We start from the raw sequence: 16,932 nt of genomic DNA, 5'->3' as shown, positions 1-16,932 counted from the left end.
ATGCGCGATCGCGTGCCGGACACACAGGACACTGGTAGAGGTTGGGCTGCGGGACGTGACGCCACGGGGCGTAGGGCGTCCCGCGACACATATCGAGGAGGCATCGGTGGCGGGCGAGTCCCCCGGCAGGTCGGATCAGCGGAAGTCGTCGGGGGAGACGGCTAGGGGAGAGAGCGATCCGAGGCTCGCGATCTCGCGCGAAGCGGAGGCGAGTCAGGGCTCGACGGCGGTCGCCGTCGTGTCCGACGACCTCCGGTCGGGTTCCGAGGAGCCGGAGTCGGCTCCTGGCGAGCCCGGGGTGACCTCCCAGGCGAAGGCCGAAGCGGAGGCGGAAGCGGAACCGGAGGCACCGGCGGTCGACCGGGGCGACGCGAAGGTTTCTGGTGTTCGCGATGGTGAACAGGGCGAAGGTTCCGGGACGTCGGAGGCGAAGGCGGAGCCGGAGGCGGATGCCGGTGCATCGGACGAATCGCCCAAGGGGGATGCGGCCGAGCCCGACGCGGAGCGGGATGCGGACGAGGACGGTGCGGACGGCGCCGACGACTCCGGTGACGCCGACGACTCTGATGACGCGGATGCCGACGCGAAGGTTGAGAGCGCGTCCGACGTCGAGGCGGACGAGGACGGCGACGAGCCGTCGAAGCCGTCGGTGGATCAGCGGACGGCCGTCTTCCGTACGGTGAAGCCGAAGGAGGACGCCGACGCGAAGGCTGAGGGTGCGTCCAAAGCCGGGGCGGACGAGGACGGCGACGAGTCGTCGAAGCCGTCGGTGGATCAGCGGACGGCCGTCTTCCGTACGGTGAAGCCCAAGGCGGACGCCGAGGGCAAGGACAAGAAGGACGAGTCCGAGAAGGACGAGCCCAAGAAGGACGCGGCCAAGGAGAAGGAAGAGGCCAAGGCGGACGAGCCCAAGGGCGAGTCCGGTAAGGCCGCCGCGTCCGACGGGGACGACGACGCCTCCGACAAGCCGATCGACCGCCCGACGGCCGCCTTCGGCGTGCTCCCGGAGAAGCCCGGAAAGGGCGGCAAGGGCGGCAAGCAGGGCGTCGACCAGGCGACCACCGCCTTCAAGGCGGTCAGCCCCCCGGCTGACGGCAAGACGGCCGACGGCAAGACGGCCGACAAGGCGTCCGATGCGAAGGCGTCCGGCGCGAAGACCTCCGGCAAGAAGCCCGTCGGCGAGTCGGACAACGAGCGGACCAGCAAGTTCGTCCCGCTGCGGTCCCCCGACGACCCGGCCCCGCCGAAGCCCTCCGCCGCGCCCGCCGCGCCGAAGGCCCCCGCGGCCCCGCCCGCGGCGGTCCCCGAGGCCGAGCGCACCAAGCAGCAGCCGCTGCCGCCGCTGACCCCGGACGGCAAGCAGCCCGCGCCGCTCGACCTGCTGGCCCAGCTGACCAACACGCCGCCCAAGCCCGAGACGCCGCTGCGGACGGCGGTCCGCCGGGTCAAGATCTGGACGCCGCTGGCCGTGCTGCTGGTGATCATCCTGGGCGTCGTCCAGGCGCTGCGGCCGCTGCCGGATCCGGCGCTGAAGCTCACCTCGGACGCCGACTACCGCTTCGGCGGCGGCGCGCTCTCCATGCCGTGGCCCGACCAGGGGCAGTCCGCCGCCGAGGTCGAGGGCGTGGGCAGCCTGGGCACCTCCGGGGAGCAGAAGCCCGTGCCGATCGCCAGCGTCACCAAGGTCATGACGGCCTATGTGGTGCTCAAGGACCATCCGCTGAAGGGCGACGCGGAGGGTCCGAAGATCAAGATCGACGGGCAGGCGGCCGAGGAGGCGAAGTCCGCCGACGAGTCGCGGGCGGAGGTCAAGGAGGGGCAGACCTTCACCCAGCACCAGCTGCTCCAGTTGCTGCTGATCAACTCCAGCAACAACATCGCCCGGCTGCTCGCCCGCTGGGACGCCGGATCGCTCGACGCGTTCGTGAAGAAGATGAACGACGCGGCCGACAGCCTGGGGATGAAGCACACCACCTACACCGACCCCAGCGGTCTGAAGGAGTCCACCAAGTCCACCGCGGCCGACCAGCTGAAGCTGGCGAAGGCGGCGATGCAGTCCGAGGCGTTCCGGGCGGTCGTGGCCACGCCCAACACCGATATCCCGGGGCTCGGGGACCGCATCTACAACAACAACAATCTGCTGGTGAAGCCGGGTGTGATCGGTATCAAGACCGGTTCGTCCACCCCGGCCGGCGGTGCGCTGATGTGGGGCGCCGTGCGGACGATCGACGGCAAGAAGCAGCGGATCCTCGGCGTCGTCCTCGAGCAGCGCGCGACCACCACGCTGGACGCCAGCCTCCAGCTCGCGCAGACCAACAGCTACAAGCTGATCAGCGCCGTGCAGGACGCCCTCACCTCGGCCACCGTCATCAAGAAGGGCGATGTCGTCGGCCAGGTCGACGACGGCCTCGGCGGCACCACGCCGGTCGTCGCCACCAAGGATCTGAAGGCGGTCGGCTGGGCCGGTCTGACGGTCGACATCAAGATCGGCGACGGCGGTAAGAAGGTGCCGCACTCGGCCAAGGCGGGCACGGTCGTCGGCGAGGTGACCGTGGGCACGGGCCCCGGACAGCTCACGGCGCCGGTGGCCCTTCAGGATGACCTGTCCGAGCCCTCGTTCGGCGCGAAACTGACCCGTATCGGCTGACCCGCGAGGGAAGTGGGATAGAGGGGACGAGAGGAAGCGGCCCCGGCGCGAAACGCCGCCGGGGCCCGAGCCGGATCGGGGCCGCCCGAGCGTGCTAGCGTCGCGTGGGTCCCCGGCCTGGACCCGCCGCAGCGAACCGGAGCGATCCGGCGCGGGGTTGAGGACGATGGGGCAGACCTCGGGGGAAGACGGGGAGAGCCGCAGTGACCACCGTGGATCCGACACGGGCCGATGAAAGCGGGGGCTCGGAGGAGAGCACCGCCGCACGAATACGCGTACCCACGCAGCGCTGGCCTGCCGAGCCGACGGGCTCGGCGGAGGCGGAGCGCGAGAGCGGCGGGGCCGCTTCGCGCGGGCTGCTCCAGCGCGCCGCCCGGACGGCCCTGCGCCATCCGGTTCTGGCCACCCTGGCCGCCGCCGCGCTGCTGCATCTGCTGTGGGTGGCGCTGCTCGCGAACAGCGGCGGTGACCTCGCCGCGCAGGACGCCTGGGCGGAGTTCGCCCTCCAGCACCCGGACCTGGCGTACAACCTGGCCTGGTACGGCGGGATGCACCCGGTCTCGTACAGCGTCATCTCGCCGTATCTGATGGCGGTCCTCGGGGTCCGCTCGACGATGGTGATCGCGGGGACGCTGTCCGCCGGGCTGCTCGCGCTGCTGCTCGTGCGCAGCCGTGTCGTGCGGCGGCCGATGTGGCCCGCCCTGTACGGCGCGTTCGCGCTGACCTGCAACGCCATCTCGGGCCGGGTGACCTTCGGGCTCGGCGCGATGTTCGGGCTCGCGGCGGTGGCCGTGATCTTCGCCTGGCCCCGGCGGTGGCGCTCCCGGCGGTGGCACCACAAGGCCGGACGGTTCGTCCTGGCCGCCGTGCTGTCGGCGCTGTCGACCATGTCCAGTCCGGTGGCCGGTCTGTTCGTGGGCGTCGTGGCCGCCGGGCTGTGGCTGACCAAGCGGCGCCCCGCCGCGTACGCGCTCGGGATCACCCCGGCCGTGGTGGTCGGCCTGTCGGCGTGGCTGTTCCCGTTCTCCGGTGAGCAGCCGATGGGCATCGGGTCGGTGATCCTGCCCTTCATCACCGGTGCCGCCACGCTGATGTGCGTGCCGCGCACCTGGTCGACGGTGCGGGTCGGGGCCGGGCTCTACTGCCTGGGAGTGGTGCTCACCTGGGCGATCCCCTCCCAGATCGGCACTAATATCTCCCGCCTCGGCATGATCTTCGGCGGTGTGGTGCTGATCGCGGCGCTGCCCGCGGTGCGCAAGCCTCCGCGCGCCGAGCTGCGCACGACGCCCGCGGGCCGCCGCTGGACCGTTCTGGTGCTGGCCCTCGCGACCGTCACGGTGTGGCAGGGGGTCAAGACCGCCGACGACGTGATCCACACCGCTCCCTCGGCGTCCTGGGCCCGTGAGCTGGCTCCGCTGGTCGACCGGCTCAAGCGGGAGGAGGCCGACCGGGGCCGGGTCGAGGTGGTTCCGGTGCGCAGCCACCGCGAGTCCTCCGCGCTCGCCCCGTACGTCAATCTGGCGCGCGGCTGGAACCGCCAGCGCGACCTGGACCGGAACCCGATCTTCTACGGCGAGGACACCCTCACCCCGGTCAGCTACCACGAATGGCTCAAGCGCTGGGCGGTGCACTTTGTGGTGCTGCCCGCGGACGACCCGGACACCGCGGCGGAGAAGGAGTCCGAGCTGCTCGGCACCGGGCTGCCGTATCTGCGCGAGGTCTGGTCGGACGAGAACTGGAAGCTGTACGAGGTCAAGGACCCGACGCAGATCGCCGACCCGCCCGCCACCGTGCGGCGCGCGGGCGCCGACCAGCTGGTGCTGTCGGTCCGCGCCAAGGGCCCGGTGCTCATCCGCATCCCGTACTCGCCGTGGCTGGGCCTGGTGGACAAGGACGGGCACAGCGTCCGGGCCCCGAAGGCGGAGGACGACCGGCTGCCGATCAACCGCGAGGGCTGCCTCACCAAGCAGATCCAGGGCGGGGAAGAGGGCCAGCCGGAGGACGAGTGGACGGTGCTCCACGCCCCCCGGCCCGGCATCTACCGCATAACGGGCAAGTACCAGCTGCCGCGCGGCACGCCCTGCCCGGACGAGATGGCTCCCTGAGCCCGCTCGGCCGCGGATGGCCTTCCTGAGCCCGGCCGGCCGCGGCCCGGCTTTCGTGAGCCCGGTCAGCCGCAGACCGTCGACAGCCAGGGCTGGTCGGGAGTGTCGCGCAGGCTCTGGCGGATCCTCTCCAGGCTGCGCAGCAGCCCGTCCGGCGGTTTGCTGGTGTCGCTGAGGTAGGCCAGCGCGGCGCGCTGGAAGGCCACCCGCATCCGCGTCGGCATGGCGTCGGAGGCGTCCAGGCACAGCGAGGCCGAGTCCTGGAGCGTCTTCGCGATGCTCCGGCCCACGGCGTCGTCGCCCTGGGCGTCCAGCTGGACGTCGCGGTTGGCGAAGAACGGGTGGGTGCTGCTGTCGGCGGTCTTCTCGCCCCACGCCCGCTGGGCGTCGGCCGAGATCAGATAGCGCATCAGCTCCTGGGCCTGCGGGGTGTCGCGGAACATCGCGGCGAAGTCGCCGGACACCTCCCGGGCGGTGGACCGCCGGTCGGTGTCGGGGAGGAGCCCGGGGGAGAAGGCGAAGGCCGCCTCGGCGGGGTCGGGGTAGCCGCCGCGGATGAACGACCCCTGGTGCTCCAGCGCACACGGCGGGTCCGCGCCGAACAGCTTCGTGCCCGCCTCGCGGAAGTCGGTGATCAGCGCGGTGCGCGCGGTGTCCTTGCCGAAGAGCGAGCCCCAGCTCCGCCAGGCCCGCTCCACCCGGGGGTCCGTCCACGGCAGCCCGCCGGTGGCCCAGTCCTGGTAGACGGATCTGCCCTGCTGCTGGAGGAGCAGATCCTCGATCCAGTCGGTGCCGGGCCAGCCGGAGGTCGCGTCGTCGCCCATGCCGACGCACCACTGGCGGCCGTCGGCGGCGAGGGCGGGCAGGGTGTCCGGGCGGCGGTCGCGGTCGTACCACACGATGCTCTTCAGATCGGCCTTGACCGCGATCCCGTACACCGGCCCGTCGGCGCTCAGCCGGGGCTTCCACAGCTTTCCGTAGGCCGTGCGCTCCCGGCTCGGGATCACTCCGTCCAGCGGGGTCAGCTGGCGCTGGCGGGCGTACGCGGCCAGCTCGCCGGTGCTGGGCAGCACGGCGATGTCGGGCGGGGTTCCGGAGGCCACCTCCGAGGACAGCACCTCGCGCAGTGCGGTGGTGCCCTGATAGTCCACATGGATGCCGGTACGCCGGGTGAACGTGTCCAGCAGACCCCGGAACGCCTTGCCCTCTCCGCTGGTCCACGACGCGAGCACGCTCACGCTGCCGCGCGACTGCCAGCCGCTCGTATCGCCCGCGCCCACGACACACAGCAGCACCATCCACAGCCCGAGGACCGTGGCCGTGGCGTGGCCGGACCGCTTCGCCGCGCTCATCGGGGCTGGAACCGGTACTCGTCGATGCGCGGCTGGAGGCCGACCAGGATCAGGGCGGCCAGCACGGCGCCGCCCACGGGTATCCAGCCGACCGCGCCCGCCTGCCAATGCGCGTTCCGCATCGTCCTCGCGACCTCCCTGGCGGTGGGGCCGCCGGTGCGGCCGATGTCCGATCGCGTCAGGCTGGCCCGGGCCGACTCCAGCCGGTCCTGGGTCTGATACGTGAAGACGGCCAGCGGCAGCAGGGCGACGAGCAGCGCGGTGGCCGCCGCCAGCCAGGGATTGACCAGCCGCCGGAAGCGGTGCCGCAGAAAGCGCTGGGTGTGGACCAGCAGCGCCGCCAGCGTGAGGAACAGCCCCGGCACCAGCAGCCACCAGGCGAACGCCAGCAGCCAGCCGAACGAGGTCTGGTCGTCGAGCACGCCGAACTGCCGCTGCTGCACCGCCTTCAGACGGTCGAGGACGCCGCTGTGGTCATGCCGCAGGATGGAGTCGGCGTACCACAGGTAGGCATCCCTGAGCGTCGGGTTCTCGCGGTTCGCGTACGCCTGCTCGACGGTGTCGCCGTAGGACGTCACCAGCGCCGCCGAGGTGCGCAGGGCCCCGCGCGCCGACTCGCCCCCGATGGTGCTCTTGGACACCTGGGTCAGGCTCTGCTTGGCCGTCGCCAGCTTGTCGCGGTACTCCTCGCTGAGCCCCTCGAACTCCGCCGTGGGGCTGGAGATGCTGCGCCGCGCCTCCTCGTACGAGGCGTTCAGCGCGTCGATGGCGGCGGCCACCTGCAGTATCGCCGGGGTGGACCGGTCGGTCACCGCCCTGGAGTTGCGGCTGACGCCGTAGTACGCGGCCAGCAGCGCGGCCACGGCCACCGCCGATACCACGAGCAGGGCGATCATGCGGCGCACCAGGAAGGCCCGGGTGGCGCTCATATCGCGCCGCCCGCGCCGCTCGGTTCCCCCGGTTCGCCGTCCAGGGGAGCGTTGCACTGCTGGCAGAACCCGGCGGTGGCGGGCGACCGGCGCCCGCAGGCCGGGCAGAGGACATCCGCGGCGGGCGGCGCGGCGGGCTCCGGGCGGGCCCTCCCCATGAAGGGGGCGCTCTCCTCCGACACGACGATCACCGAGTTGAGGTCCAGCGGCCGGATGGGCTCGCGGATCCGCACCTCGCCGGTGGCCGCGTCGACGATGTGGACCAGCCCGCTCAGCCGGGCCAGCATCTTCTCGCTGCCCAGCTGACGGGCGAGCTGGACGGCGCGCCCCCACTGGCGGCGGGCCCGCTCCCGGTCACCCGCCTCGTACGCGTCGCAGCCCGAGGTGATCGCGTGACCCAGCTCGGAGTCGGCGTCGTAGTGGGCCAGCCGGGGGTCGATACGGGACGACAGCAGCACATCGTCCGTCCACTGGACCAGCAGCGACTCGGGCTCGGGCAGCGGCAGCGCGGTGTCGCCCTCCACCGCCAGCTCCACGGCGGCCAGCTCCACGTCCTCGCCCATCGGATCGCGCCGCGGATCGGCGAGCACGGACACCTGGTACTCGCGGGTCTCGTCGCCCCACGCCCTGGTGGTCCACTCCCAGGTGCGCTCATCGGGGCGGACGCCCTCGTCGGTGACGTCCACCCGGGTGGGGTGCACCTGCTTGACGAAGCCGACCCGGCTGCCCGCCCGGGTGCGGATCCGGATCCGCACCCCGGCCAGCGCCTTGGCCATCGAGGCGGAGACCATCTCCTCGAACTCGGCCGCCAGCGCGGAGTCCTTGAGGACCGCGTCGGCCCGGCCGTGCAGCCGGTGCGCGATCTGCTTCAGCTCGGTGGCGTCCCAGCCGTCGCCGATCCCGCGGGCGTCACAGGTGAAATGCGGGGCACAGGCGTCCAGCACCTGGTCCAGATAGCCGGGCGGGTCGTGTTCGTTGCGGCCGTCGGTGAGCAGCAGGGTGTGCCGGATCGCGGCGGGCTGCCGCAGATGGAGCCGCCGGGCGAGATCCAGCCAGGAGCCGATCGCGGTGCCGCCGACCGCGGGCAGCCGGGCCGCCACCCGGGCGGCGGCGGCCTTGGTGTCCGGCCCCGCCACCGCCATGCCGCCGGTGAACGGATAGACCACCTGGGCCTGTTCGGTGCCCTCGACGATCGCGAAGCGGGTGCCGTCGCGCAGTATGCCGACCGCGGTGGCGGTGGCCCGGCGCGCCGCCGCGATCTTCGTCGGCGGCCAGCTCATCGACATCGAGCAGTCGATGACGATGACCTCCGACGCGGCGGTACGGGCCGCCGCCGGGCCCAGGCCGTGGGCCCGCACGCTGACGATGGCGTGCATCTCGGTGCGGCCCGCGGAGGCGGGCAGGTACTTGTTCTGGTGCACCCGCAGGGTGAGGGCCGGGCCCCCGCCCGCACCCTCTGGGCCGGGGCCGTGCTGTCTCTTTCTGCGGTCCTCGTTCATCTGATCCCCCTGTCAGACGCGGGTCACCGGCCGGATGGCGTTCGCGCGGTCGATCAGCGCCCCGAGCGCCTCGGGGCTGTCCGCCTGCCGGGCCACCCGGCGCAGCGTCAGCTCCAATTCCCCACGCAGCGCGCTTTCGTCCTCCCACTCCCCATACACCAGAGACTGGGGTTCGGTTCCCCTCCGGGGCGCTTCAGCCGCCAGACCGGCGCGCCCCTTCCGTATCCAGCGCCTTGAACGGGCGTGCCCAGCGGACGCACCCCTCTGCTCCCCGGCGCCGGACCGCCGCTCCGCCCAGTCCAGCGTCACCTCCAGCGACTCCGCCGTCAGCCGGTCCCGGGCCGGGCCGGACTCGCGCCCCTCGTCCAGATACAGCCGCGGCAGCCTCGTGCGCACCTCCGCCAGGTCCTCGGCCGTCGGCAGGGCGTCGGGGTGGCCCAGCCGCCCCGACAGCACCCGCACTATGGCGATCCGCGCGGCGTCGTAGTGGCGGGACACCTTCGGCACCCCGCCGAGGATCTCGACCGCGCCGCCCCGGTCGCCCGCCGCGAGCCGGAGCCGGGCCAGCCCGAAGGCGGCGCTGCCCTGCGAGCGGTTGCGCTGCCACACCGCCTCGTAGAACCGCTTGGCGGCCTCGTGGTCGCCCAGGTGCTCGGCGCAGTAGCCCAGCGCCAGCTTCGGGGCGTACTCCCCGGGAAGGGCGCTGTAGACCTCGTCGAACTCCCGCTGGGCTTCGGCCACCGCGCCGTCCGCGAGCCGCAGCAGGGCGCGGTGCCAGGACAGCCGCCAGTCGTACGGGGCGGTGGAGCCGATCAGTTCGACGGCGATCGCCAACTCGTCCGCCGCCGCGTCCCGTTCGCCCAGCTCCAGATAGGCGCGGCAGACGCGCAGCCGGATCTCGGCGGAGGGGCGGGGAAAGGCGTGGAGCTGCTCGATCAGCCGCCGGGGCCCGCTGTCGGTCGGGACGCCCAGCAGCGCCGCGCCGGGATCCGCCGCGTCCGGGAACGGCACCGGCAGCCCGAGCGGCACCCGCTCGGGCCGGGGCAGCCCGGACTCCAGCAGTGGGCGCGGCTCCCCGTCCAGCCAGCGCTCCAGGTCCGGGATCCGGCCCAGCGAGGAGTCCAGCAGCGCCGAGGTCGGGGCGAAGAGCGTGGACGGCTCCGGCTGCTCCCGGCTCAGCCGCAGCGAGTGGATCTCCCGCAGCACGCCCCACAGCTGCTCGGACATCTCCGCGGCAGAACCGAACCGCCGCTCCGGGTCGGCCGCGGTGGCGCGGGCCAGGACCCGCCGGTAGGACTCGGCGCCGAGGCCCGGCGGCCGCTGGGTCTGCCGGCGGGCCTTGTCCGAGAGCTCCTCGAGCGTCCTGCCGACCCCGAAGAGGTCATGGCGCTCGGTGAGGGCGGAGGCGCCCCGGGCCAGCACCTCGGGGGCGGCGAACGCCTCGGTGATCACCGGCGGCCCGCCGTCCCGCCGGCCCAGCCGCCACACCGCGCCGAGGTCGATCACCTTGACCCGGTCCTCGTAGTGCATCACATTGCTCGGCTTGAGATCGCAGTACAGCAGCTTCTCGCCGTGCAGATAGCCCACCGCGCGCAGCACCAGACAGCCGTAGGCCAGGATGTGCTCGTACAGCCGCGGCCCGTCGTACGGCTTCACCGCGTCCGCGATGTGGTCCTTGATCTGGGCGAGGGTCATCCCGCCGACGAACTCCATCACGATGTAGCCCGTGAGCGCGCCGTCGTCGTGGGGGTGGGGCTGGGTGACGTAGTTGATGATCCGGACGATGCCGGGGTGGTCGAGCATGGTCAGGTAGCGGCGCTCCTCGACCGCCGCCCGCAGGGCCGCCTCGTCCTCGTTGTTGATCAGGCCCTTGATGGCCACGGGCTGGTCGTCCAGTTGGGTGTCCTCGGCGAGATAGACCCAGCCGAGCCCGCCGTACCCGACGCAGCCGATCACCCGGTACTGATCGCCCAGCAGATCGCCGGGGCTCAGCCGCGGGGTGAAGTCGAACGGATGGCGGCAGCGCGGGCAGTAGCCCCGGGAGAGCGCGGACTGTCCGGCGTAGGGCGCGCCCACGATCTCGTCGCACCCCTCCCAGCCGCAGGTCTGGCCGCGCGACGGCGGATGCGGATCGTCCATCACCAGGTCGCGCAGCGAGGGCAGTTCGACGCGGGGCAGGTCCAGCAGGCCCTCGCCCGCCGGCCGCACCGTGAACTTCCGCGCCACATCGCGGCGGCGGGCACGGGCCGTGGTCGCGGTGGACTCGGACGCCGGAACAGCCGTCTCAGCGGGCGGGGGAGGGGGAGAAGGCGCGGCGGGCAGGGGCCTGCGGCCGCACTCCGAGCAGAACCCCCGGGCGTTGATCCGGCCCAGGCCCTCGCCGCGGCAGTCGGGGCGGTCGCAGACGGTCACATCCGTCGGGTCCGTCATGGCGCCTCCCCCTCCGGCGGTGTGTGCACGGCGGCCACGAACCGGTCGACGGCGCGGCGGGCCTCCGGCAGATCGCAGGGCACCTCGGCCAGCAGCCGCACCGCGGCGCGGTGCAGCGGGATCAGCTCGGCCCGCTCGGATTCTGCCTTGGTCCCGAGCATCGCCGTGTACGACACCAGCTGCCACTTCAGCTCCTGGACCGCGGGCTGCTGGGCGTCGATCACCCGCAGCGTCTCCTCGGCCCGCTCGGCGACCGTCCGCACCGAGTGCTCGAACGCGGCCAGCTTGGCGACGATGCGGTGGGAGCGCAGCTCGGGATCGGAGCGCAGCCGGGTCAGATTGATCCGCAGGGCCGTGGCGTCCTGGGCGTCCGATAAGGAGGAGCGGCGCGCCCCGCGCTCGGCCGTCTCGTGTTCCCGGTCGGCGGCGAGGGCCACCCGCCCGGCGAGCTCGTCCAGCCAGGCGTCGATCCGGGCCGCCTCGGGGCGGAACAGCCGCTCGGCCAGCCGCAGTCCGCTCGAGTGGGGGTCGCGGAAGACCAGCAGCAGCCGGCTGCCCCGGTCGGCGAGCAGCTTCATGAAGCCGACCAGCGCCTCCGGGTCGCGGGCGCGGTCCACGCCGACGGCCACGATGGTGAGCGGCACGGCGTTGGCCCGGACCCGGCTGAGCGGGGAGGTGTCGCCGGGCGAGCGCAGATCCATCCGGTCCGCGACCCGCAGCGCGACCTCGGTGTCGGTGCGCTTGGTGACGTCGATGGCCAGGTCCACACTGCCCAGCGGCGGTACGGTGCCCTGCGGCGCGGCCGAGACCGCCTCGTCGGGGCCGCCGCCCGACAGCTCGCGGTCGGCGAGCGTGATGGCGCGGCTGAGCGCCTCGTACCGCGCGTGGTCGTCGTCCTCGATGACCACGGTCTCCACGTCCGTGATGCCCGGGCGCCCGGTCAGGGGCTCCCGGCGCAGCCATACGGCGAGCCGCTGGGCGAAGCCGACGTCCTGGACGCCGGTGGTCAGCGGGGAGACCAGCGGCCGGTCCACCCCGGGGTCCCCGCGCACCCAGCGGTGGACCACCGGCAGATGGCGCACGATCGTCTCGACCGGGATCATGTAGGAGACGCTGAGGCGCTCGGCGGAGGGTACGTCGACGGGGTCGTCGTACCGGCTGACGACCATGCCGATGACATGCCGGGTCGCCTCGTCCTCCACCCCGGCACCGCTGAAGCCCTTACGGACCACATCCCGGGGCGACTTGGGGTCGAGCCCCACCCACTCCGCCCGGGGGCCGACCCGTCCGGCGGTCTTCGCGCGCAGATAGTGGCCGTTGTCGAGCCCCTTGGGGAAGCCGCCCATCCACACCGGCCGGCCGAGCACCGGCGGCAGCCGGTAGAGCGGCGCGGCGTGCTCGGCGGGCTGCGGCCGGCCCAGCCGCAGCAGCGCCACATCGCCGCAGCCGTCGGAGCGCTGGGGCACCCAGCAGCCGTCGGCGACGCGCGCGGGGACGGGCTCGGCCTCGTGCACCTCGACCAGCTCCACCAGCACCTCGGTGGCGGGCACCGGGAGTCCGTCGTCGGGGATCACATGGGCGCACGTCAGCACCGTCTCGCTGCCCAGGAGGATTCCGGCGCCCAGGACGTCACCGGCCGAACTACGGATCCTCACCCGCCACGTGCCCCCGTTGGAGGTCGCATCGGCGGTAATGCCCATTTCCGCCCCCATGTGGCAAGAGCATACGCCCGGGACGTACGGAAGTGACCCGTCCGTCCGATGGGTCACGGGAACGGGTGAGGGGCGGGGCCCGGGCCGGAGAGGGGCGTGCCAGGGCGGTACGGGGTGGGACGGCAGGCCCGGCGCGTCCGGTGTGCGGCGCCGCCGGTCTCGCACGCCCGGCCATCCGGGTGACAGGGCGTCACCCTTCTTGTGGCGGACTACGTCGGATGGATTACTGAAAGTGTGCGGTGGAACCCCCCGTCGATTCTTTCGGCGCTGGGGGCGCCGCGTCCTCGCCGGAGCCGGGCGCCAGGCGTACCGCGAGGAGGACCGGGCGGGTGCCCCAAAGCCCGCGGTCGCGCACCGGACTCCCGTGAGCGCGAGCGGGTCCAGCCCGCCCGGTCCCGTCCACGCCCCGCCCTCATCCAGGAGGCAATGCGCCATGCCCATCACACCCAATCAGGGGTCCAGCGCCGGCGGACAGACCGTCGTCATCACCGGCAGCAACCTCGGCGGTGCCACGGCCGTGCACTTCGGCGGCAAACTGGCCACCATCACCGCAGCGGCCGGTCGGCGCACGGCCGGGACCACCACACGCCCTCGCCGTGCGTCAGCCGGGGCAGGTCCCGCTCGAAACCGTGCACCCGGCGTACCGGGATCTCGCCCCGCAGCAGCCACCCCGTGGCACCGTCCACGCTCTCGCCGATGTCCGCCTCGGCGGCGGCGAGGCGGGCGGTGACCCCGGCGAGCGTCTCGGCCGGAAGCTCCAGCTCGAAGGCGTGGTACGGCTCGTAGATCCGCCACCCCGCCCGCTCCAGGGCCTCCCCGAGCACCACCGGGGTGACGTCGCGGAAGTCGCCCGCGGTGCTCACCGGGCCGATGAACCCGGAGCGGACGAGGACGACCCGGCAGTCGGTCACCGAGCGCCCGCGGGGCCCGTGGAAGAGCGTCTCGTACACGGTCTCCTCGATCGCGTTGTGGAACGCTCGGGGCAGCGCGCCCAGTTCGGTCTCGTAGCCGAAGACCACCCCGGCGCCGCGCTCGGTGGGCTCCACGCGCAGCCCGACGGTCGCCCACGGCCCGGTGTGGCCGACCCGGGCGATCTCGCGGGCGGCCTCGCCGACCCCCGAGGGGCGCTCGACCAGTACGGGACGGCTCGGTTCGAAGTCCGCCTCGATGCCGTAGTCCTGGACCAGCGTGGCCGCGATGATCTCCTTCTGCACCTCGCCGTACAGCAGCACCGAGGTGGCCCCGCCCGGCATCGCCCGCGCGTGGATCAGCGGATCCTGGTCGGCCAGGTCCAGCAGCGCGGTGTGCAGCCGGGACGCGGCCGCGGTGCCGGGCTCGCGGGCGCGGACGAGGGTCTGGAGGCTGGGTGCGGCGAAGTGCCGACGGTCCGACGGTGCGCCGTGGGCGGGCCCGAGCCGGTCGCCGACGCGGACCCCGGGCAGACCCTTGATCCTCGCGATGTTCCCGGCGGTCAGCGGCCCCCGCGCGGTCCCCGCGTCTCCGATGACCTCCAGCGCGGTGATCTGCCCGGTGTGCTCGGTCAGGGCGCCGCCGGGCTCGCGGCGGTGCAGGGTCACCCGCTGCCGCAGCGTCACCTCGCCGGAGAACAGCCGCAGATACGCCGTACGGCCACCCCGGGCGCCGCCACGAGCGCCTGTGCCGCCTCCGCCGCCTCCGCCGCGCTCCACGGCGAAGACCGTGCCGCGCGGCTCCGCGCCGCCCGGCGCGGGCGGCACCAGCCGCGCCACCCCCTCGACCAGTGCCCCGACGCCCTGGCCGCTGAGCGCCGAGCCGAAGAAGACCGGATGCGCCAGCCCCTCCGCCGTACGGGCCGCGAGCGCCGCCCCCACCTCCTCGGCCGAGGGGAGCGGACCGTCCACGACCCGCGCGAGCATCGCGTCATCGGTCTCGGCCAGCACCTCGGCCGCCTCGGCGCGCACCTCCGGATCGTCCAGGGAGCGCGGCCGGACGCGGGCGTTCCGCGTGCCCAGGTCCCGTACCGCCGTCAGCGGGACGAGATGCGGGGCCAGGGCGCGCCGGATGTCGGCGAGCAGCCCCTCGTCGCGGGCGCCCGCACGGTCGATCTTGTTGATGAAGAGCAGCACCGGGAGCCGCAGCCGCCGCAGGGTCTTCATCAGCACCCTGGTCTGCGCCTGGACCCCCTCGACGGCGGACAGCACGAGCACCGCGCCGTCGAGCACCCCGAGGGCGCGCTCGACCTCGGCGATGAAGTCGGAGTGGCCCGGGGTGTCGATCAGGTTGATCTGGGTGTCCCCGGCGGTGAGGGACGCGACCGCGGTCCGCACGGTGATACCGCGCTGCCGCTCGATCTCGCCGGTGTCGGTCTGGGTGTCCCCGGCGTCGACGCTGCCGAGCCGGTCGATCACCCCGGCGTCGTAGAGCAGCCGCTCGGTCAGGCTGGTCTTACCGGCGTCGACATGGGCGAGCACACCGATGTTGAGGGTCCGTGAGACCCGTGGAGAGCTGGGCATGGATGCTGAGGTCCTCGAAAACGGTCGTCCGGTGGGGGCGCTGAGTCGTTCCGAGGAATCGGCGCATCGGTTGCTCCTGTTCGTGGAGGTGAGGTCGCGGACATCCTGGACACGGGGACGGGCGGAGGCAACCGAATTACGGGCGGCCCGTCACCGCGTGACCGATCGGCCCGACCTGAGGGAAGCGCGATCGGCTCGTAGAAAGCGCTGTCACGCCTCTCGACAACGCCCGCCGCTGCCCCGACGCTTCGTAAGCGACGGGGACCGGTGCGGCGGAGGGGACTGACGATGCGGCGCAGAACGCTTCTGGCGGCGGCGGGCACCACGGTGTTCGGGACCGCGCTCACGACGGGCACCGCCTGGGCCGACGAGACCATCGGCGTCGACCCGGGCACCGACCACGGGGCCTGGGAGGGCTGGGGCACCTCGCTCGCCTGGTGGGCCAATCTCTTCGGGCAGCGGGACGACTTCGCCGATCTCTTCTTCACCACCAAGTCGGTGGGCTACGGCGGCCGGTCGCTGCCCGGTCTCGGGCTGAACATCGCCCGCTACAACCTGGGCGGCTGCGCCTGGACCAGTGTGGGCGGCGCGTCCATGCTGGCCTCGCCCAACATCCCCCGGTTCAAGCAGATCGAGGGCTACTGGCACGACTGGAACAGCGAGGACCCCGCCTCCGCGGCCTGGCACTGGAACGCCGACGCGGTCCAGCGGGCGGCGCTGGCCAAGGCCGTCCAGCGGGGCGCCGTCAGCGAGTTGTTCTCCAACTCGCCCATGTGGTGGATGTGCCTCAACCACAACCCGTCCGGCGCGGCGGACGGCGGCAACAACCTCCAGTCCTGGAACTACCGCCAGTTCGCGCTCTACCTCGCCACCACCGCCCGCTACGCCCAGGACCACTGGGGCGTCCGCTTCGCCACCGTCGAGGCGTTCAACGAACCGTCGTCGGCGTGGTGGAAGGCGGACGGCACCCAGGAGGGCTGTCACATCGACGCGGCGGTCCAGCGGACCGTCCTCGGCCACCTCCGCGCCGAGCTGGACGCGCGCGGGCTGAGCGGCACCCGGATCTCGGCGTCGGACGAGACCAGCTATGACCTGGCCCGCACCACCTGGAGTTCGTTCGACACCGCCACCCGCGCCCTGGTCGACCAGGTCAATGTCCACGGCTACCAGGGCTCGGGCGGCCGCCGCGATCTGCTGTACGCGGATGTGCGCGCGGCGGGCAAGAAGCTGTGGAACTCCGAGACCGGCGACAAGGACGGCACCGGCCTCACCCTGGCCACCAACCTCTGCCTGGACTTCCACTGGCTGCACCCCACCGCGTGGTGTTACTGGCAGGTCATGGACCCCAGCGCCGGCTGGGCGCTGATCCACTACGACCCGGCCACCGCCCAGCCCGGCGCCGTGCAGACCAAGTACTACGTGCTGGCGCAGTTCACCCGCCACATCCGCCCCGGGATGCGGATCCTGGAGACCGGCTCGGACCACGCGGTCGCCGCGTACGACCCGGGCGCGCGGCGGCTCGTGCTCGTCGCCGTCAACCCCGGTGCCGCGCAGACGCTGACCTTCGACCTGTCCCGCTTCGGCCGGGTCACCGGGGGCACGGGCGGGCTGGTGCCGCGCTGGTCCACCCAGACCTCGGGCACCGGCGATCTGTACACCGCGCGCCAGGACACGGCGCTCGACGGCAAGCGGCTGAGCGTTCCGTTCGCCGAGAAGTCGGTGCAGACGTTCCAGATCGACGGGGTGACCGAGTGAGCCGACGGTAA

General features: G+C 73.0%; 9 protein-coding genes and 1 pseudogene. 4 read left to right on the top strand and 6 right to left on the bottom strand.

The window, feature by feature from the left end:
- The first annotated feature begins 106 nt into the window (after window positions 1-106).
- Complete coding sequence (locus ACZ6TD_RS20675) at window positions 107-2,647, top strand: D-alanyl-D-alanine carboxypeptidase (RefSeq protein WP_471356093.1); 2,541 nt, start codon at window positions 107-109, stop codon at window positions 2,645-2,647.
- 203 nt (window positions 2,648-2,850) lie between these two features.
- Entirely contained in the window at window positions 2,851-4,752 is a 1,902-nt protein-coding gene (locus tag ACZ6TD_RS20670; RefSeq protein ID WP_471356092.1) for an MFS transporter, read from the top strand.
- A gap of 65 nt (window positions 4,753-4,817) precedes the next feature.
- On the opposite strand, the gene ACZ6TD_RS20665 is transcribed toward ACZ6TD_RS20670, so the two are convergent.
- Genes ACZ6TD_RS20665 through ACZ6TD_RS20645 form a run of 5 tightly spaced genes read right to left on the bottom strand, consistent with a single transcriptional unit; the run spans window position 4,818 to window position 12,674 of the window.
- Window positions 4,818-6,104, bottom strand: a complete 1,287-nt coding sequence (locus tag ACZ6TD_RS20665; protein WP_471356091.1) for an ABC transporter substrate-binding protein — start codon at window positions 6,102-6,104, stop codon at window positions 4,818-4,820.
- Window positions 6,101-7,033 (bottom strand): hypothetical protein, encoded by a 933-nt coding sequence (locus ACZ6TD_RS20660; RefSeq protein ID WP_471356089.1) that lies wholly within the window; start codon window positions 7,031-7,033, stop codon window positions 6,101-6,103. Before ACZ6TD_RS20660 ends, ACZ6TD_RS20665 begins: the two co-directional genes overlap by 4 nt.
- Window positions 7,030-8,532, bottom strand: coding sequence for a VWA domain-containing protein (locus ACZ6TD_RS20655; RefSeq protein ID WP_471356087.1), 1,503 nt, complete (start codon window positions 8,530-8,532; stop codon window positions 7,030-7,032). Before ACZ6TD_RS20655 ends, ACZ6TD_RS20660 begins: the two co-directional genes overlap by 4 nt.
- 12 nt (window positions 8,533-8,544) lie before the next feature.
- Window positions 8,545-10,962, bottom strand: coding sequence for a serine/threonine-protein kinase (locus tag ACZ6TD_RS20650; protein ID WP_471356084.1), 2,418 nt, complete (start codon window positions 10,960-10,962; stop codon window positions 8,545-8,547).
- The gene (locus ACZ6TD_RS20645; RefSeq protein ID WP_471356082.1) at window positions 10,959-12,674 is read right to left on the bottom strand and encodes a S1 family peptidase; all 1,716 of its coding nucleotides are present in this window, start codon (window positions 12,672-12,674) and stop codon (window positions 10,959-10,961) included. Before ACZ6TD_RS20645 ends, ACZ6TD_RS20650 begins: the two co-directional genes overlap by 4 nt.
- Here ACZ6TD_RS20645 and ACZ6TD_RS20640 point away from each other — a divergent pair.
- Window positions 12,655-13,173 (top strand): annotated as a pseudogene (locus ACZ6TD_RS20640) (hypothetical protein); the annotation flags it as partial. The gene ACZ6TD_RS20645 and the pseudogene ACZ6TD_RS20640 sit on opposite strands and share 20 nt — an antisense overlap.
- Window positions 13,174-13,219: 46 nt before the next feature.
- Here ACZ6TD_RS20640 and otr(A) read toward each other — a convergent pair.
- Window positions 13,220-15,166 carry a tetracycline resistance ribosomal protection protein Otr(A) gene (gene otr(A), locus ACZ6TD_RS20635; RefSeq protein ID WP_471356079.1) on the bottom strand — a complete coding sequence of 649 codons (1,947 nt, stop codon included), beginning with the start codon at window positions 15,164-15,166 and terminating at the stop codon, window positions 13,220-13,222.
- Between the two features lie 288 nt (window positions 15,167-15,454).
- Between otr(A) and ACZ6TD_RS20630 the strand changes: the two genes are divergently transcribed.
- The gene (locus ACZ6TD_RS20630; RefSeq protein WP_471356077.1) at window positions 15,455-16,921 is read left to right on the top strand and encodes a glycoside hydrolase; all 1,467 of its coding nucleotides are present in this window, start codon (window positions 15,455-15,457) and stop codon (window positions 16,919-16,921) included.
- Window positions 16,922-16,932 lie beyond the last annotated feature (11 nt).

It is taken from the genome of Streptomyces yongxingensis (genome assembly GCF_055597465.1).
This window is presented reverse-complemented; position numbering and strand designations above follow the sequence as displayed.